General features: G+C 65.4%; 16 protein-coding genes and 1 pseudogene. 11 read left to right on the top strand and 6 right to left on the bottom strand.

Annotation, left to right across the window (positions count from 1 at the left end; genetic code table 11):
* Positions 1–32: 32 nt before the first annotated feature.
* From NRB20_RS10020 to NRB20_RS10030, 3 genes and pseudogenes are all read left to right on the top strand, one after another.
* The gene (locus NRB20_RS10020; protein ID WP_153409694.1) at positions 33–1,580 is read left to right on the top strand and encodes a hypothetical protein; all 1,548 of its coding nucleotides are present in this window, start codon (positions 33–35) and stop codon (positions 1,578–1,580) included.
* A 59-nt stretch (positions 1,581–1,639) separates the two neighbouring features.
* Entirely contained in the window at positions 1,640–2,848 is a 1,209-nt protein-coding gene (locus tag NRB20_RS10025; protein ID WP_153409696.1) for a hypothetical protein, read from the top strand.
* A pseudogene (locus NRB20_RS10030) lies at positions 2,847–3,095 on the top strand (transposase); the annotation flags it as partial. The gene NRB20_RS10025 and the pseudogene NRB20_RS10030, both read left to right, overlap by 2 nt.
* On the opposite strand, the gene NRB20_RS39535 reads toward NRB20_RS10030, so the two are convergent.
* Entirely contained in the window at positions 3,013–3,693 is a 681-nt protein-coding gene (locus tag NRB20_RS39535) for a TetR/AcrR family transcriptional regulator C-terminal domain-containing protein (protein ID WP_406603804.1), read from the bottom strand. The pseudogene NRB20_RS10030 and the gene NRB20_RS39535 overlap by 83 nt on opposite strands.
* A 17-nt stretch (positions 3,694–3,710) precedes the next feature.
* On the bottom strand, positions 3,711–4,487 hold the full coding sequence (locus NRB20_RS10040) for an SDR family NAD(P)-dependent oxidoreductase (RefSeq protein ID WP_153409698.1): 777 nt from the start codon (positions 4,485–4,487) through the stop codon (positions 3,711–3,713).
* Between the two features lie 81 nt (positions 4,488–4,568).
* Here NRB20_RS10040 and NRB20_RS10045 point away from each other — a divergent pair, with 81 nt between their 5' ends.
* The 5 genes from NRB20_RS10045 (at position 4,569) to NRB20_RS10070 (ending at position 9,719) form a co-directional block, all read left to right on the top strand.
* On the top strand, positions 4,569–5,135 hold the full coding sequence (locus NRB20_RS10045; RefSeq protein ID WP_319944688.1) for a TetR/AcrR family transcriptional regulator: 567 nt from the start codon (positions 4,569–4,571) through the stop codon (positions 5,133–5,135).
* A 341-nt stretch (positions 5,136–5,476) separates the two neighbouring features.
* Positions 5,477–6,262, top strand: a complete 786-nt coding sequence (locus NRB20_RS10055) for an enoyl-CoA hydratase/isomerase family protein (protein WP_153409702.1) — start codon at positions 5,477–5,479, stop codon at positions 6,260–6,262.
* Positions 6,263–6,455: 193 nt separating this feature from the next.
* Positions 6,456–7,973 (top strand): class I adenylate-forming enzyme family protein, encoded by a 1,518-nt coding sequence (locus NRB20_RS10060; protein WP_153409704.1) that lies wholly within the window; start codon positions 6,456–6,458, stop codon positions 7,971–7,973.
* A gap of 31 nt (positions 7,974–8,004) precedes the next feature.
* Positions 8,005–9,120, top strand: coding sequence for a GAF domain-containing sensor histidine kinase (locus NRB20_RS10065; RefSeq protein ID WP_153409706.1), 1,116 nt, complete (start codon positions 8,005–8,007; stop codon positions 9,118–9,120).
* A complete protein-coding gene (locus NRB20_RS10070; protein WP_319944689.1) occupies positions 9,096–9,719 on the top strand; it encodes a response regulator transcription factor in 624 nt (207 codons plus the stop codon). The genes NRB20_RS10065 and NRB20_RS10070 overlap by 25 nt, the downstream gene beginning before the upstream one ends.
* Here NRB20_RS10070 and NRB20_RS39540 read toward each other — a convergent pair.
* From NRB20_RS39540 to NRB20_RS10085, 3 genes are all read right to left on the bottom strand, one after another.
* Positions 9,688–9,906 (bottom strand): helix-turn-helix domain-containing protein, encoded by a 219-nt coding sequence (locus tag NRB20_RS39540; protein ID WP_153409875.1) that lies wholly within the window; start codon positions 9,904–9,906, stop codon positions 9,688–9,690. The two genes, NRB20_RS10070 and NRB20_RS39540, sit on opposite strands and share 32 nt — an antisense overlap.
* Before the next feature lie 595 nt (positions 9,907–10,501).
* On the bottom strand, positions 10,502–12,370 hold the full coding sequence (locus NRB20_RS10080; RefSeq protein WP_153409708.1) for an MFS transporter: 1,869 nt from the start codon (positions 12,368–12,370) through the stop codon (positions 10,502–10,504).
* Positions 12,371–12,593: 223 nt separating this feature from the next.
* A complete protein-coding gene (locus NRB20_RS10085) occupies positions 12,594–14,246 on the bottom strand; it encodes a CocE/NonD family hydrolase (protein ID WP_194289782.1) in 1,653 nt (550 codons plus the stop codon).
* A 704-nt stretch (positions 14,247–14,950) separates the two neighbouring features.
* Between NRB20_RS10085 and NRB20_RS10090 the strand changes: the two genes are divergently transcribed.
* The gene (locus NRB20_RS10090) at positions 14,951–15,619 is read left to right on the top strand and encodes a TetR/AcrR family transcriptional regulator (protein ID WP_194289783.1); all 669 of its coding nucleotides are present in this window, start codon (positions 14,951–14,953) and stop codon (positions 15,617–15,619) included.
* Positions 15,620–15,699: 80 nt separating this feature from the next.
* On the opposite strand, the gene NRB20_RS10095 is transcribed toward NRB20_RS10090, so the two are convergent.
* Positions 15,700–16,242 (bottom strand): TetR/AcrR family transcriptional regulator, encoded by a 543-nt coding sequence (locus tag NRB20_RS10095; protein WP_227833347.1) that lies wholly within the window; start codon positions 16,240–16,242, stop codon positions 15,700–15,702.
* Positions 16,243–16,461: 219 nt separating this feature from the next.
* Here NRB20_RS10095 and NRB20_RS10100 point away from each other — a divergent pair, with 219 nt between their 5' ends.
* Positions 16,462–17,220, top strand: coding sequence for an SDR family oxidoreductase (locus NRB20_RS10100; RefSeq protein ID WP_153409716.1), 759 nt, complete (start codon positions 16,462–16,464; stop codon positions 17,218–17,220).
* Positions 17,221–17,234: 14 nt separating this feature from the next.
* Positions 17,235–18,863 (top strand): AMP-binding protein, encoded by a 1,629-nt coding sequence (locus NRB20_RS10105; protein ID WP_153409718.1) that lies wholly within the window; start codon positions 17,235–17,237, stop codon positions 18,861–18,863.
* Positions 18,864–18,871: the final 8 nt, after the last annotated feature.

The raw sequence follows: 18,871 nt of genomic DNA on the forward strand, positions 1-18,871 counted from the left end.
CGCGTGATCTGAGAAATGGACAGGAGGTCGATATGGAACCCGACGACCGCGCGGGCCGAACCAACGACCCGCTGTATAGCCCCGAAATGGACATGCGCCGGGACTTCGTACGCTCCTACCGATTGCGGGTCGCCTCCGAATTCCCCTGTACCCCAGAGGAACTGGAGAGATGGAAAACTGAATCGGACCAACTCGCCGCAAGTTGGCTCGGGTCGAAGAGCGAATGGTCACAGCACTGGCAGTACCTCGACGAGGCCTGCGACCGCTTCCGCAACGACCCGGACGATGCGCACGCACATCTGACCGGCCTCACGACCCTGGACACTCTCGACCCCGATCCCGCCACGGCCGCAACGAAATTGGCCAGCCTCATCCAAGCCGCCGTCATGGACGACGAACGCCGCATCGCGACCGCACTACCCCGTGTCATCGACGACCAGAACCTCCAACCCCTGCCCTACACGGCGACGTATGCTCCGGACGGTCAGCAAGCAACCTCGCGAGGATGTACGAGCTGGTGGCAGGCCCGCGAATGGCTCTACGACAGCAGTCACATCGACCAGAAATCGTTGGCTCACATAGAAATTCGTGCACGCGATTCTCATTCCGGTCACGAGCACATCCTGATGAGCGCGGACAGTATCGGACCGATCGCTCTGCGGGCCGAATTAGGTCGGCTGGACCGTGTCCTGGGCGCAGGCCAGGAGGTCGACGGGAAACCGTGGATCGACGAACTGGCCGCAGAAGTTCTCGCCGACGAATACCGCGAAGCCCTACGCACTCAACTCAACCCGTGGGCAGGACAGCTGCGTTTCGAACATCAACTCCACACCGACGACCTACGCGACCGGTACCTCGACCTCACCACCCACGCTGGAATCGACTCCGGGGCACAACTTCTCGCCGATATCGACGACGATCTCCGCCACCGGAACCTCTACGCGGACGAACCCACTGCCCACACCTGGCTCGATGACGCCATCAACACCAGACAGGGCCGATCAGGCTGGTCTGAGCGCCAAGGTGTCCGTACCCACTACCGCGCACCCGATGACCCCGCCGTCGTGATCGTGGCGGGCCATGACACCATCCACGGCGGAACTCCTTGGTATGCCGAGGTCCGCATCATGGCCGAGAACGGCGAGTGGATCAGCGGCGACCAGATTCCAGCCGGCCGGTACGCGACCTGTAGTGAACTGATCACCGCGCTACAGCACTACCGTGCCAGCGAACCACGCTCCGGCACAAGCTACCCCGTCCCTGCCGAAGTCTCATCGGCGCTGTGGGGCTTCGACAACCAGATCACCCAGTCCGCCAACGACCTCGCCGCCGCCCGAAACATCCACCACAGCATCAGAACCAACCAGCCCTACGGTCTCCAGAACAACCAGACCACCCAGCCCCACACGACCGAACAGTCGATCAATTCGATTGCCGCGGAACAGAACCCCACCCCGGCAACTTCGAAACCGGTGGAGTCCAAAGCCATCGAACGCAACCGCGAACGTGCCCGACAACGCCGTCAGAACATCAACCGCCACCCCCGCCGCAACACCCAATCCCGCCGCCGCAGACCATAACCGGCTACTCGATCTCACCTCGACCGACACCAGGAGGCATATCCGGAAGGAGCCCACACATGGCCACCCCACCACCCGACCCCAGCACCACGACCGCCGAAGCCATCACCGCGATCCGCACCCTCGTCCAAGCCCAGAACCTCCGCCAAGCCAAATATCAACTCCGCCAACTGGAAAAAGGTATCGACGACCAAACCTGGCTCATCATCACCGAAATCGCCCACACCCTCCGCTTCAAAACCCACGACGCCGCCCTCGGCAAACTCCGCAACCTCTGGTACCGCAACGAAACCCACCGCGCCCTCATCGAAGCCTGCGTCCCGAAAAAAGATGAAGGACAACACATCCGGCAACCTGCTCGAGAACCGCGGCCCACACCGGACGAGATCCGCCCCCACGCGGGAACGGTCACCGAAGCCTACGAAGACAACCTCGGCAAATCCGAACGGGAGGACCCCGGCACCGAACGCAAGGAACTCATCGTCGACCGCCGCGACTACGACCTCGACGCCGTCGACCGCGGCCACATCGGCCTGTGCGTCTCCTGCCGCCTCGAACGCTATGCGATCGACCGCTACACCGGCCAAATCCAGTCCGGCCACGGCGACGACGGCCTCTGCTCCGAATGCCGAAGCCTCGGCCGCCCCGGTGTCCCCGAACTCCCCCTCGAACACACCTACCGCGACTCCATCGAAGCCCGCATGACCTTCCTCGCCGAATCCTTCAACACCCACGGCCGCGCCCTGTTCCGCCAAGAATGGGACTACGCCAGCCACAAAGCCCGCCCCATCATCGAAGCCTGGGTCAAGTCCCACACCACCCCCGAACCCCCACCCAAACAGCTACTCATCGACACCAAATCCCTGAACGGCGAATGCGCGAAATGCAACGAATGGCGCCAACTCCGAGACCAGCTCTGCGTCGACTGCCACCCCGGCCTCGGGGGCGAAACCGCAACGCCCGCCGGATCCATCACACCCGACCACCCGAAACAGGGGGATGGTGGCAGTGGGAAGCCAGCTCTGAACGACAGTGGTGAGAGTGGCATTCGGCCAGCTGATGATAACCGAGGGATCGGCGCTGAGAGAGCTGCGACTGGGCAAGGTGGCTTGCCGCCGAGCAGAGCTTCCGCGATTGGACCGGAGGTAACCGGAGGTGATGACCATCGGCGTATCTCAGAGGCTGGTAAGGCGACGAAAAGGTTGGTACGAGCGGCGCGACGTCGACCATCAGGCCAACAGCCGCAGAGACCGACACGTTTGCGGTGAAATCTACCTGGCCGAGGACATCGACAAAGCACAACTGGTGGTGGAGGCGTTCGAAATCGATTACGGCGCAAAGTATTCCAAAGTCGCCGCGAAGATCATCGATGAGCTCGATGTGCTGCTCGAGTTATGCTGCTACCCGGCTGGACACTGGATCCACCCAAGAACTACGAATCCGTTCGAATCTGCTTTCGCGTCCGCGCGGCTCCGGACCAATGCCACCAAAGGCTCGGGTTCTCGCGCGGCCGGACCTTGCGAACCAGACCGACGAGCGTATCGACGTGTTCGCGCTGGAGCCCGCCGCCGAAATCTTCACCGCGCTCGTCGTGGTTCTCGAAGCCGAGCGCGCTCGGCCGCGGACCGGGATTCACCGCATGTCGCGTCCGTTTGGGTGGGTCGGCGCGGTCGTGCCGGGTGGCGAGACCGTCGAGAACGATGCCCAGGTGGCGCTCGAACCTCTGATCATTATCGTCGCGAAGGTGCCCGGCCACCTTGGTCAGCGGCGCGTGCTCGCCCAGGCCGGCGTCGCGTTCGGCGAGCGAGTACCGCGTGGGATCGGTGTCGGCGGACTGGAGCCGTTCCTGTTCCTCGATGACGAAGCCGACAACGAACGCGACCACCACGTCCAGCGCGTCGTCCGCCTGTACGAGGGTGAGTCCCGCTTCTGTCCAGCTTCGGTACAGCGGCTCCTTGATCCGCACCACCACCTCGGGATCGGACACCCGCGCACCGCTGAAGACTCGGGCGCCGTCGCGGTGGCGCAGGTACTCGGCCCGGAGCACGCGGCCGTAGCTACGCGCCGTCCACCAACTACACCGCAGCCGCCCTGCGCACCCACTCCCAGTTATGGCTCAGGCGGGTTCGACTAGCTTTGTAGCATGTCCGCCCTCAGGCGGGCGCCGCCGTCTACGCGGATAACCTGCGCGTTAAGATACGGCGTCCGCACAATGGCTTCCACCAACGTTGCATACTCGTCTGGATGTCCGACTCGTTTCGGGAACACGTTGTCGCGTACGAGCAAAGCCTGGATTTTCGGGTCCGAAAGTCGCGGTGTGCCGAATGCGCCAGGGGCGATGGCGTTGACACGAATTCCCAGCGGCGCGAGATCACGGGCCATCGGCAGCACCATGGACGCGACGCCGCCCTTCGCCGCCGCGTAGGGAACCATCGTGGCCTGAGCGTCGTATGCGCTGATCGATGCAGTGTGCACGATGACGCCGCGCTGGCCGTCGACGTCTGCCTCGTTTCCTGCCATGGCGGCAGCCGCGATCCGGGCCAGGTTGAACGGCCCGAGCACATGGAGATCGAAGTTCGCGCGCATAACATCTTTCGACAGCAACGTGCCATCGGCTTCCACAGTGCGCCCGGCCGGGATGACCGTGCCGGTCGCGGAGACGGTGGCGAACAGCGAGCCGAGTTCGCCGGCGGCGGCGACCGCGCTGTCGACCACGTCGTCATCGATCGTGTCCCCGGGAACGAATGCGGCCTTCGGGCCGAGGTCGCTCGCGAGCGCGCGTGCCCTGTCCGCGGCGACGTCCACGATGACGACACCGAAGCCCAGTTCCACGAGCCGCCGAGCGGTCGCGCTGCCGAGCCCACCGGCACCTCCGGCGATGATTGCTGATCGTCCCTCGTAGCTCATTCGTCTCCTCTTCTCGTTATCGACACACCAGAGCTTAATACGCACTTGTGTATTAAGGTACAGATGGGTAATTTCTAGTCCGTGACGGAGGTGATGGGGGATAAGAGGGTGCGGCGATCCCGTGCGGCGCTGGTGGACGCGGCTGTTCGGGTGGTGGCCGAACGCGGGACCACGTCGATATCGGTCACCGATCTCACCGAGGCTGCCGACGTCAGCCGGAAATTGCTCTACCTGCACTTTGGGGACCGCGATGCACTCCTGGTGGCGGCGGCGGTCGACCTCACCGAGCGGTGGGCGGCCGCGGACGCCGCGGAGGACCCCGCGGCGAGACTGGTGAAACTCGCGCAGCATCTCGCTGAGCACCAGAGGTTCTATCGGGCGGTACTCAGCGGTTCGTGCGCCTTTGCCGCCAGCGAGGCCATCAAGAAGGTGTTCAGCGACCTCAATCGGACAACCGTCACCCTCCTGTTCGATGACGTCGATGAAGATGCTCTGGACGACGTGACGGTGTTCTTCGCCGCCGGCGTGATGGCAATCGTCCATAGCTGGATAACCGGGGCCGAATCCCCTGCCGAGCCGTACGCCCTGGCCGAGCGCCTGCGGCGGCTTTCCCGGATTTTCACCTCCACCGGAAAGGCCGCCCGCTGAAATCCGTTGCTGCACATCAGATGACCGTCACGTATTCGCGCGGTTGCTGGCACAATGCCCGTACCGCCACCAGCGAGAGCGCGCCTTCTCAGGGGCGGCAGGTTCCGAGAGTCTCAACCGACATCTGCTCCGGCCCAGCACCTGCGGCAGGCTACGCCTGGTGGCCATCCAGCACGCCGGACCCGGTGACATTCATACAAGCCGGAACCTACACCCGGCAAGGGCCGGCACGACCGATCATGCGATGGAAACCGGCATCGAGCGCGTTCGAATCGCGTTCGAAGGCCGGATCGCCCGCTGAGCACTGAAACCTACCGAGAGATTGATTGGGAAGGCTGTCCATGAGCATGTACGAGACAATCCGGTTCGAACAGTCCGGGGGCATCGCACGGATCACCCTGAACCGGCCCGAGGCCGCCAATGGCATCAACCATGTGCTGGGCCACGAACTGGCCGAGATCGCGAGCCTGGTCGCCGATGATCCGGCGGTCAAGGTGGTCACCTTGACCGGTGAAGGCAAGTTCTTCTCCGCCGGCGGCGATCTGAAGGCGATGGCGGCGAACGAGTCCAAGGCCGACGCCTACGTGAAGGGCCTGGCCGACGACCTGCACCGGGCGCTGTCCTCCTTCGCGCGGATGGACGCGCTGCTGATCATCGGGGTAAACGGGGTCGCAGCCGGTGCCGGGTTCAGCCTCGCGGTGACCGGCGATCTGGTAATCGCCGCCGACACCGCCTCCTTCACCATGGCCTACACCCGCGCGGGCCTCAGCCCTGACGGCGGCGCCACCTACTATCTGCCGCGCCTGATCGGCCTGCGCCGCAGCCAGGAGCTCATGCTCACCAACCGTTCGCTGTCCGCGGCCGAGGCCCTGGATTGGAATCTGCTGCACCGGGTCGTCCCCGCCGCCGAACTGGCCACCGCCGTCGACGAGCTGGCCGCGCAGTTCGCTGCGGGCCCGAAGCTGTCCAACGCGAACGTGAAGAAGCTGCTGCTGGTCAGTTCCGACCACACCCTTGAGGACCAGCTGGCCCGCGAGGCCGCCTTCATCTCGCACTGCGCCGACTCCGCCGACGGCCAGGAGGGCATCGCCGCGTTCCTCGGCAAGCGCACCCCCAAGTTCGCCTGACACCGCTGCGGCCGGTCCTGCTGTCATCCGGCAGCGGCGCCGTACCGCTTCCGCCACGCCGTGTCGATTGCCGCGCCGGTTCCCTCGGACATGGTGACTGTTGCTGTGAGGCGCTCCTCGCGGCACACCCGATCGGGTGTGCCGCGAGGTCGCGGAACGTGGTGTGCTGGGCCCCGAAACGAGGAGGTATGTCATGAACGGGCCTGGGGATATCCTGCCTGCATCGGCGGCGCGTTTTGGTGACAAGGCGGCGCTGGTGACGTCGGACCGGACGCTGAGCTACACCGAACTCGATGCGGTGAGCGACCGGGTGGCAGCGGGTCTGGTGGCTCAGGGTGTGCGACCGGGCCAGGTGGTGTCGATCTACGATCAGAACCGCTGGGAGTGGGTGGCCGCTTATCACGGCGCTCTCAAGGCCGGGGCGGTGGTCAATCCGGTCAATGTGATGCTGACCGTCGACGAACTGGCCTATGTGCTGGGCAACTGCAACTCCGCAGTGATATTCACCAATCCCGAGCATGCCGCCGTGGTCTCGGAGCTGGCCCGCGAGTTGCCGGATCTGCATACCGTCGTGACCTTCGGCGAACAGATCACCGGAACTGTGTCGTTCACCCAGCTCACCGATGTCGGCGCAACGGTTCCGCACCTCATGGCAGACCCGGGGTCTCCCTCGACCATCGGATACACGTCAGGCACCACCGGGCATCCGAAGGGAGCGGTGCAAAGCCACCGGGCCGTGCTGCTCAACTGTGCGCTCACGGCGACGATGCACGGCCGACGAGCCGAGGACGTCGTGGTCACCGCGCTGCCGATGCCGCACGTGTACGGCAACGTGGTCATCAACGGGACGTTCATGACCGGCGGTACCGTGGTGCTGCTGGAACGGTTCGCCCCGGCCGCGGCCCTGCGATTGATCAGTGACCATCGGGCGACCTTGTTCGAAGGTGTGTCTGCGATGTACGCGATGATGCTCGCCGAGCCTGGTCTCGATGGTTTCGACCTGTCCTCGCTCACACGCTGCACCGTCGGCGGACAGACCATCGCGCTCTCGACGATCGAGCGATGGCAGGAGCGCACCGCCGCGCCCCTGATCGAACTGTGGGGAATGACCGAGCTTTCCGGGCTGGGAACCACGCATGCGATCTATGCGCCGCCGCTGCCCGGTTCGACCGGAGTCTGTCTGCCGGGACTGCAGGTCCGCATCGCCGATCTCACCGATGCGAGTCGTGACGCGCCGCCGGGCATGGCCGGCGAACTCATGGTCCGGGGTCCGCTGGTCATGCTCGGCTACTACAACGACCCCATCGCCACCGCGGAAGCCATCGAACCCGACGGCTGGCTGCACACCGGCGACATCGCCACGATGAACGACACCGGGCATGTGTTCGTGGTCGACCGCCGCAAGGACATGATCATCACCGGCGGATACAACGTGTATCCCGCCGAGATCGAGCGCGTTCTCGCCGCACACCCCGAGGTCGCGATGGTGGCAGCGGGACCGGTGCCCGATGCGGTGAAAGGGGAACTCGCCTGCGCCTACGTGGTGCCGGTAGCCGGAGCCCACCCCACCGAAGAGCAACTGATCGAATTCGCAAGCAAACACCTGGCGGCCTATAAACGACCCCGGCTGGTGCGATTCGTCGACGAATTACCGAAAACGTCAACCGGAAAGATCATGCGTCGCGAACTGATCAAGCAGCTCGCTGAATGACACGCCTGAGCAGCAGGGCTGGAATGTGTTTATGAACGTGCTGACAACCGTTTCCGATGAGCACGCGCGGCTCGTGTCCCTGCTCAACAGGCGTGAAATTCTGCGTGCCGGTACGGAAATCTTCGCCGCGGAAGGTGACGTGGTGTGGATGGCGGAGAATTTCACGGCCGGGGCACCGGCTCGGAACGAACTCGTTTTGGTTCAGGTGCAAGGCGCGCGGACCGGTCTGCTGTCCGGCCTGCACGTGCCGGAAGGGCTGGGATTGACCGGCAAAGTACACCTGACCGGTAGCCCGGCTCTGGTCGACGACTACTCCCAGGCGGAGGGCATCACTCACACCTTCGACCGCCAGATCGCTGCCGAAGGAGTGCACAGACTGCTGGCTGTGCCGGTACAGCGGGAAGGGCAGATCTTCGGGGTGATGGCGGTTGGGGCACGTACCGACCGCGGTTTCGGCGATCGAGCTGTAGAACGGGCGATCGCCGTCGCCGACGAAGTGGCCCTGGCCGTCGTTGTTGCCGAACGTGCCCGCCTGGCCCGCGAAGTGGCGGTTCACGAGGAGCGCGCACGGTTGGCCACCGAGCTGCATGACACCGTCGGAGCGCTGCTGTTCGCCATCGGGTCCGGTGTGGCCGGATTGTCGGAGTCGACTCCAGGCGATCCAACTCTCGAAGAGCGCGTCAAGCAATTGCAACAGCAAGCATCTCAGGCGTCATCCGCGCTACGCGACGCGTTGCGCGCGCTGCGCGCCTCACCATCAGCGCTGGAGTACTCGGTGGCCCTGCGCGCGGACTGCAGCGCATTCACCGACCGCACTGGTGTGCCTGCCGAATTCGTCCTGCTCGACGACAACCCGCCCGCGATGGCGCCGTCACGAACCCGTGTGCTTATCGCCGCCGTGCGCGAAGCGCTGCTCAATGTCGAAAAATACGCCCGCGCCTCGGCTGTCGTCGTCACGATCAGTCAACGCCCCAGCGGCGGAATCGTTGTCGCGGTGACCGACGACGGCGTCGGCCTGCCCCCCGACCACAAACCCGGCATCGGCCTGACCACGACGGCCGAGGCACTCGGGCGTCTCGGCGGTATCGTGCGAGTGGCTTCCGACGCCGACGGAGGTACAGCGTGGCGAGCGGAACTGCCATGCTGACCTCCCACCTGATCCGGGTCCTGGTCGTCGACGACCACCCTGTCGTTCGAGACGGCGTGATCACCCAGCTGAGGCAGCACAACGACATCGAGGTGGTCGGGCATGCCGGCAACGCCGTCGAGGCAATCCGCCTCTGTGCACACGACCGCCCTGACGTCGTCCTGCTCGATCTGCGTCTGCCCGATGGCCTGGCCGCCGATATCGTGCCGCGACTGCACGCCGTCTCGCCCGCGAGCCGGGTGCTGTTGTTCACCGCGTTTCCCGATCACGCCGCGGTCGCCCCGTCCCTGGCCGCGGGGGCCTGCGGGATGCTGGTGAAGGACGCCTCCGGCCTCGCGCTGCGTGACGCGGTACGCGAAGTGGCTCGCACCGGCAGCTACCGCGGGCAGGAGACCCTCACCGCGAGCTCACCCATCACTCCGCGCGAATACGACGTGCTCAGGTTGGTAGCCACCGGGCACACCAATAACGAGATCAGTCAGCAGCTGGGCCTTTCCGTCAATACGGTCAAGGCTTACCTGCACAATGTGATGCACAAACTCGACGCCCGCAACCGTGCCCAGGTCATCACCAACGGGCGTGCCCACGGGCTGCTGTGAACCTGAGACCGGTCCAGGCCGGTAGCTCGCAGGCCAGGGCCTTCACCTGGGCGACCTGCCCAGGGGTGAACGTGCGGGGACGGCCACTGCGCGGCAGATCGGTCAGCCTGTCGATCCCATTGCAACAGAAACGTTTCCGCCATTGCGGGCCGTGTCCGATCCTGCCCAGCGGATACCCCGTCGGCAGCCCGGCCGAGGCCCTCGACTGCGCCTGCTGCCTCTACCCTAACGACTCCACCGCCTGGCTACCCCCGACGAAATAACAAGCCGAACCAGCCACCCATCCGCCGACAACCTCGCCCTGCTCGCCACCTGGGCCGCCAACGAACACCCCGCCCGCGGCCCCGGCCCGACCACCGAAACCACCAACCCGTCCCACAACTGAGACCCCACCGTCCCAGCAAAGCTGCATCGAACCCGCAGCAACCGGCCGCGTTTCGAGGACCACTGATCGGTGGGTGCTCACCTGCGCGCTGCCACGTCTTGCCGGCCCGTCCTCCCTCGGCTGCGATGCGATCATCCGCAAAGGCGTTGCCTGCCAGGTTGATCGCACAGTCCACCCGGGCAGTGTTGCGGTAACGCCAGTCGGTCGGAACTGGTTGCGGACAGGAGCGGCCGATAGCCGGTCGGCCCTCGTGACCGCCGCAACACGTTCGCCGTCCGGATCGAAAAGGACTATACCGAGGCCCAATTCGAGTAAACGCCGTGTTGTGGCGCCACCGAGTCCGCCCCCTCCGCCGTTCACCAGGACCGAACGTGTACTCGAATCCGTCTGATATTTCTCACTCCGCGCCGCGCTTCTCGGTCAAGAGGATGGCTTCGGAGGCACCGCCGCGCGACGGCGTTCTGCCGGTGCGCAGGGCAATGGCTAGCAGCACCGTCAGCGCAGCAGGTACCACACCGAGGGCGACATAGGACCAGCTGTAGGCGGTGTCGGTAAACACGCTCGGGATGTCTTTGGCCATCGTTGATCCCGCCGTCGAGCCCGCAGGGGCGACCACCTGGAAGGGGTGTGCCGAGGCGATCGCGGTGAAAACGGCGGTACCGACTGAGGTACCGATGGCCCCGAAGACAGCCAGCATGGCTGCGCTGATGCCCTGGCGCTCGGCGGGGACGGCGTCGATCAACAGGTTCGGGTTCGCGGCGAAGTAGAAGCCGAACGCGATCCCGTACAGCAGACCGATAGTCACCTGCTCCTGCCAGGTCGAATGCCATTTGATCCACAGCGCGGAGGACAGCAGCAGGCACAGGCCGCTAGTGATCAGCACCGCTCGGGCACCGATGCGTCGGCACAGCCAGCCGCCGGCAACGCCGAAGACCATGCCGAACAACGCGGTCCACACGGTGATGTGCAGCGCCATCTGCAGGACCGAGAAGCCGTTGGCGTAGCTGATGTCGCCGCGGAAGGTGATGAACTTCGACACCGCCGACGCAGGCATGTGGGCCTGGGCTGCCGCGCCACCCACGATCTGCGCCTTCAGATCTTCCGGTTTGGGCGTCTGGAACATGTAGGCAACGATGATACTGATCGCGGTGATCGACAGAGTGATCAGGAATGCCGCCGCCATCGGGATCGAAACGGCTCGCTTCCGTAGCAGCGAGAGCTCGATCATGGGTTCGGGCGCACGCAGTTCCCAACCGATGAACGCGGCGAGCAGGACCACGCCCCCGATCAGGTAGGCCAGGTTGGTGATACTGGCCCAGCCCCAGCTGGATCCCTCGCTGACGTACAGCAGGATCAGGCTGATGGAACTGCCGAACAACACCGCGCCCGGGACGTCGGGGCTCTGTTTGACCCGCAACGGGCTCTCTGGGACACAGACCATGACGATCGGGATGGTCACCGCGATGTAGATGAACAGGAACCAGAAGATCGACCGCCAACCGAAGTGGTCGGTCAGGACGCCGCAGACGATGGGGGCGAACACCGCAGCGAAACCGAACCCAGTGCCGATGACACCCACCGCGATCGGGATCCACTTGCGCGGCAGCAGGTCTCGAACTAGGCCGTATTCGAGTGCGGTCAGGGCCATGGCCGCCCCGCCCAGGGCCCGCCCGATCAGGAACAGCGGCCAGCTCGAGGTGAGTACGCAGAGTAGGGTGCCGACGAGCAGCAGCAGTCCACAGAGCAGCGCGACGCGTTTCTTGCCGATAAGGTCGCCGAGTTTGCCGAGCAGCGCCATGGTGGCGCCGCCTGCGATGCCGACGATGGTGACGGCCCAGGTCACCCCGGCGCCCGCCTGGGGGAACGACGCCGAAAGCTTGGGGACGATTAGCGAGACCATGCCGAGCTGTATGGGCGCGGCCTCCGAGAACAGGACCAAGGCCACTATGATGGCGACCAGGCGTCCTACCCGGCTAGGGTCGATCCGGCCCGCGTCCTCCGTCGCCGCTGGCTGCAATTGTTGAGTGTCTGGCTGTTCAGCCATGATGGTTACCTCAGCTACTTCGATGAGTTCGGGTCGGATGTGCGGATGTCGCGTGAGTACGGGTTGTGTGTTGTGTGAAGCCAAGGCGGTGGACATCCCTCCGTCGAGGCGGATTACCTGGCCGCTGAGCACGGGGTTGCGGACGATTGCCTCACCCAGCAGGGCGAACTCCGAATCGCGCGGGAAGCGCGGTCTCCCGGCGACCGCAGCTTTCGCCGCCAAGTAAGCGACCTGAGTGGTCTATCCGTTCCGGGATTCGGCTCCGGGATTCGGCGCTGTGCGGCCAGGGTTCGGTGCGCGTTGACCGGTGCAGGCTGCCCGCCTTGTTCCGCCTGCGATGGGTCCACGCACCGACGCCCAGCGTGATGGAGCCGTAGTCATCCGATCGGACGAGGTAGGCCTCGAAGGGAACACCGCACCAGCCGGGGACCTGCTGGTGCGACAGTCATCGGGTCCAGACCGGCAGTTCGATACTGGAGGCGTCCGGGCCGGTGTGGGAGATCTGCTGGTGGGCCACCACCGTATCGACGGCGTCGAAAACCGGCTCGCCGGTGCCCGGATTGCGTGCGTAGCGGGGGTGGGCGCCGGAACTGACCTGGACGCCTACCTGGTGACCGGCGGCGAATTGATGGAACGTCGGCCACAACGGCACCTCGATCACCCGGAAGCCCTCGGCGTCCGCGGCGGGATCGGTGGGGGCGGTCGAGACGGAACCGACCCGGCGGATGCCGTCGCAGATGCTGATCGCCCGGCCGTCGGGGTACACATCGGTGAGACGGACGAACACGTCGTAACTCGTTGCGCTGGAACGGATCCGGATACGCGCCACCGGCGCTCCGGCGATGTCCAGCGCCGCCGGCAGCGGATCGGACCGGAAAGCGACGACGTCCGCGCGCTGCTCATGCGCGGCGTTGTCGATCGGAACCACCTCGATGATCTCGTCGGCGGCTCCACCGAGCGCCGGCGTCGGCTGCTGCGGGTCGTAGGTATAGGCCGTGGTGCCCTCCGGCCCGGGTACGGTCCCGAGGCCGCCGCCGGTCTGCAGCTGCCAGGTCCGGGTGCCTACGCCTTCCGGAGGCCACACCTCGAAGTCGTGCCACTGCTCCGCACCGGTCTCGTAGGCGCGAACCGGTGTCGCCCGGCCCGCATCGATGCCGGCGAAGGTCTCCTTGAGGAAGGCGATCGTGTCCTGGTGTGCCACTTGGGCTTTCTCCGGCGTGCGATGCCCCCACGGCCCTATGGTCAACCGTGGTGGATTGCCCGCCTCGACCAGCTGGCGGTAATTGTGCAGTTGCCAGGGCAGGAAAAGGTCCTGCCAGCCGGTGGTCATGAGTACGGGGACCGTGACGTCGGGAACCGACTCGGTGTGCGAATGCTGGGTCCAGTACTCGTCGCTGAGGCGCTCGTGCCTCAGCCAGTCCTGATACCAGTGGATCGGATGTCCCACGACGGCCGAGTCGGTACGGCTCAGCGGCAGTACGTCGAACCCTTTCTCGAATTCCAGGTCCGGCCGCTCGCCCCGGGCGGCGGCACCGCTGTCCATCCAGTCCATTACGCTGCTCCAGCTGAGCATCACGCGCAGCGCGAACGCGCCGTTCTCCCAGGCCACTGCCCCGAAGTGCGGCATGGTGATCTGCAGAACGAGCGCCTCGGGGGCATTGTCGGGATCCTCGCGCAGCATCTTTCCGGCGACGGCCCATTGGGTATAGCCCAGGTAACTCTCGCCGAAGGTCGCCAGCCGGCCGGTGAACCACGGCTGTTGCCGCACCCAGCGATGGGTCGCGATACCGTCGCGCTGCTCGTTGACGAACGGCGTGAACTTGCCCTCCGACCCCCAGGTGCCGCGGCAGCTCTGGAAGAAGACCAAGAAGCCCTCGGAGGCCAGGGCAGTCGCCATGCCGCTCATGAACGTGCGCCGCCCGTACGGCGAACGCAGGACGATCGTGGGCAGCGTCGGGTCGGCGCCGACCGGCTGGTACAGATCGCCGAGCAGTTCGACACCGTCGTCCATCGGCGTGCGCAGATCCTCCTCGACGATGACGTCGTAGGAACCGGTGGGTCTGGCCAACACGAGTGGCTGATCATGCGGGGTGGACATGCGTCTCCTTCGGGTTGAGCGGCACCGCCGAGTCGCGGTGCGTGTTCTGTTTCGGTGGTGGTTGTGGGCTGCTGTGCTGTGCGTCATCGGCTCGATTTCACGGAAGACGTTGGTCCGCAGCATGTTTCGCTATGTCGACTGGCGAACGGGCATAGTCGCGCCGTGGGTGCCGGAAGTGATCGGGACACCGACGCGGTCAATTGACGGCGCAGCACGGTGACCGCGTGCCGGATCCGCATTGCCACGCCATGGTGGGCCCGTGTTCGATTGCCGCTCGAGCCCGTGACGCCGCGGCAGATCCGGGCAGCGGACGTCGACCAGCCGGCGGCGGATGTTCTGGACGCGCGGCACCGATGGGTCGATACCGGGCCCTCACTCGAATGCGGCGTGGCGCGCGACCGAGGCCGGCGCCGGGCGAGCGGGAGCGTCCTTCCGCAGCGTCCTCGAATGAACCCGTCACCAGCACTGCTCCTTCGTCCGACCGCACTGTCCATCCAGGCTGAAAACTTATCTGATACTAGATTACAATTTAGGAACTGACTATAGGGCCAGGCGAATATCTTGCAATCCTTAGATCTTGGTGTCAAAAACTAGTTATGTACTAAAGTTGGCTGGCGGCACCAGTCATGACGACCTGTCGACCGAGGAGTGTGGTGAAGATGTCCTCGCCGGTGCGCGAACCGGGTGGTGTTAGGGTCGGACGCGTGGGGTCGGACGAGCCCTCGGGGCGAAACAGACGAGGTCCGTATGCGCCTACGCGTGCTCGGCGGGACGCAGTGGGGAGCGTGGCTCTCGAAATCGTCGACGAACTCGGCCACGAAGCGGTCACCACGGCACTGGTCGCCGAACGGTCCGGGATCGCGAAGCCTGCGGTGCACTACCACTTCCCGACCCGCGACCACTTGTTGGTGGCAGCGCTGGAACGAATCGACCTCAGCGTGGACATCGACACCATCAACAACATCGACGAACAGCCCGTCGAGTCAATCAATTTCGAGACGATCATCCCCCGCACCGGTGAACATGTGTTCAGCAGCGAGAAGCGGCTACGGCTGTATGTCTCGGTACACGGCCAGTCCGCGACTCCGGGCCATCCCGCCGCCGAGTACTTCACTCGACGGACCCGGCTGCAGCTCGCTCTGTTCACCAAGATTGTCGCCGCCCTGCAGGTCAGCGGCCGGGCCCACCCGGGCTTGGACCCGAGGACGACTGCCCAGCAGGTCATCGCGCATTGGGACGGTTTGGTCTTTCTCGGTATCCACGATCCCGGCTTCGATCTGGAGGCCGTGCTCCTCGACGGCATCCGCCGCATCGTCGGGCGCAACTGGGTCGATACCCTGGCCGCGTTGACCGCCACCGACGCGGGCCTGTAATCCACCCCCGTTGAAAGAGCAGGCTCGGCGGGTCCGGCGGGCGACGGAAGCGCGCGAGTCGTCGCGGCCCGGTACCGGACTCAGCCGCGACGTGCGGTCAGGCCGTTGAGCACCAGGTCACCGAGCTCGGCGAAAGCATCACCGGCGGTGAAACCGGTGCTTCGTAGTAGCACGCCGGACTGAATGCCATCGATGGCCAGGGTGATCAGCTGGGCCGCGAAAGCACCGTCGACCTCGCGGAAAACATCCTGCCGGACGCCGTCCTCGATCATTTCCCGCACTCGCCGCGCCGCAGTATCCGAGTTCTGCCGGTAGATCGCGGCAGTCGGCCCGAAACCCACCATATCCGCGTAGAATGCCTGGCTCTGCGAACGCATGGCCGTTCCGACACCGGCCAGGTAAGTGGCGATCCGGCGACGCGGGTCCGATTCGGCCGCCACCACGGTCTCGATTTCCTCGGCGGCGCGTCCGAAGAACCGCTTCGTGATCGTGATCACCAGCTGTTCCTTGCTGCCTGCCAGGCTGTAGAGGGTGGCCTTCGAGCAGTTCATTCGCTGAGCGAGGTCATTGACGGTCACACTCGTGAAACCGTCGCCGAGCAGGATGTGCTCCAGCTGTGCCATGAGCTCCTCACGCCGCGCCTCGTTCACCCGGGATCGACGAACACTCGGTCGCCGGGAGTCCTTTTCGGTGTCAGGCGCGTAAGGCATGCGTCCGAGTTTGACACAGCGCATAGCCGGGCTCGGCGCACGGGAACGCCTGCCGCCTGCGGCGAGCTTGCTCGCAGGTACGTTAGCTGGTACTTTTTCAATCTAATTAGTACCCAACGTGGGGGTTATGCCTTGAACCGGTTCATCAGTCAGGTTGTCGTCGTCACCGGCGGAGGGCAGGGACTCGGCGCTGCCATGGCGCACCGCTTCGCCGCGGAGGGCGCCACCGTGATCATCGGGGACGTCGACCTGCACACGGCCACGGCGCAGGCGGACAGTCTGCGGGCCGAGTTCGGAGCCCCGGCCGAGGCCGTGGGCGTGGATGTCACTGATTCCGCTGCCGTCGGCGCGTGGATCGATGATGTGGCGGGCCGGCGCGGGCGGATCGACGTGCTGATCAACAACGCCGGGATCATCCGGGACAACCGTGTCACCGACATCAGCGATTCGGATTGGCGTGCGGTGCTGGATGTCTCCTTGAGCGGTAGCTTCTACTGTGCACGCGCCGCGATACCGCACATGCGCACTCGGAAGTACGGCCGCATCGTGTCCTTCAGCTCGATGAGCTGGCGAGGCAACTTCGGTCAGGCGAATTACGTTGCGGCCAAGGCCGGTATCGTCGGCCTGACCCGCACGCTCGCTCTCGAGACCGCTCGCGACGGCATCACCGCCAACGCCATCGCTCCCGGGCTGATCGAGACTCCGATGCTCGCCTCGATGAACGCCGCGGCGCGCGAGAAACTCGTCGCCAAGGTTCCCCAGCGAGTTACTGGGCAGCCCGCAGACATCGCCGAAGCCGCAGCGTTTCTCGCGGCGCCCGCCGCCGGCTATATCACCGGGATCGTTCTCGACGTCGACGGCGGCCTCGGCATCGGCTCGTCCATCCGATAACAGAGAGAGTAATCATGAATCCCACCGTCGAGCGTCGAGTCCAGGAGATCCTGGACGTCTACTCAGCACCCGATGCCACCGTCGCCTGGTTGCTGTGTGACCGGCATCTGGCTGATCAGGTCGCGCTGACCGTGGTCGGGGACGACTTGTCGCCGGTCCGCTACACCTACGCGGACCTCGCCGAGTCCTCCCGGCGAGTGGCCCAGGTGCTGATCGAGTCCGGCGTCCGACGTGGTGATCGCGTGGCTGCGATCATGGGCAAGAGCGTCGATCTGGTGTCGGTTCTGCTCGGCATCTGGCGAATCGGTGCCGTGTACGTCCCGTTGTTCACCGCCTTCGCCGAGGAGGCGATCCGATCTCGGCTGGCCGACGCCGGCGTCGTCCTCGTGGTCGCCGACGAGGACCAACTGCACAAGGTACCGACGGGCAAGTGGCACATCATCGCCTCCGACCCCTCGGCCGGTGACGGGCTCCGAGCCCGGATGAACGCGGTCGTGCCGTACTCCGGGGAGTCGGTGGCGGTCGGCGGTGACGGTCCACTGGTCCACATGTTCACCTCCGGCACCACCGGGAAGCCGAAAGGCGTGGTCCACCCCGTCGGATACATCGCCGGGTGGCACGGATACCAGGAGTTCGCCCTCGGCGTTCAGCCCGACAGCACGTTCTGGTGCGGCGCCGACCCCGGGTGGGCCTACGGGCTGTACGCCGCGATCGTCGCGCCGCTGGCCACGGGCGTCCCGACCATCCTGCTGCGGGGCGGGTTCAGTGCCGCCTCGACCTGGGCCGTCATGGCCGATCTGCGGGTGACCGACTACACCGCCGCCCCGACGGTGTACCGGAGCCTGCGCGCGAGCGAAACGCCGGTACCCGGCAATCTCGCGCTGCGGCGTCTGTCCAGCGCCGGAGAACCTCTGACGCCGGAAGTCGGCGAATGGTCCATCGACGTGCTCGGGCTGCCGGTGCACGACCATTACGGTCAGACCGAACTCGGTATGACGATCGGTTTTCCACACCACCCGGAGCTGCGTAAACCGGTAGTTGCCAACGCGATGGGAGTCGCACTTCCCGGATGGCGCATGACCGTCCTGCGCCGCGACGAAGACATAGCCGCGGACGCCGGCGACATCGGCCGGCTCGCCGTCGTACTCGCCGACAGCCCCTTCATGACGTTCTCCGGATACGCCGGGACCGATGCCGCCGCCGCACGGTTCGTCGGAAATGGAGGTGAACGGTATTTCGTCACCGGCGATACCGCCTCCCTCGGCGCGGACGGTGTCATCCGCTTCTCCTCGCGCGACGACGACGTCATCATCATGGCCGGGTACCGCATCGGTCCCTTCGACGTCGAGTCCACGCTGCTGCGCCATCCGGCGGTGGTCGAGGCGGCAGTGATCGCCGCGCCCGATCCCGTACGCGGCGAAGCGGTCGAAGCATTCGTCGTCCTGGTCCCCGGGACCACCGGTGACGCCGAACTGGTCAGCGCCCTCCAACGGTGGGTGAAAGACAACTACGCCGCCCACGCCTACCCGCGGCGAATCCATTTCGTTGCCACGCTCCCCAAGACCCCGAGCGGGAAGATCCAGCGCGCCGAGCTCCGCCGGCAACGTCGTAAAGCTCTACCGCTGGGTGAGGGCGCATCGTGAAAAATACT

Source organism: Nocardia macrotermitis (assembly GCF_009604405.1).
Taxonomy (GTDB): domain Bacteria; phylum Actinomycetota; class Actinomycetes; order Mycobacteriales; family Mycobacteriaceae; genus Nocardia; species Nocardia macrotermitis.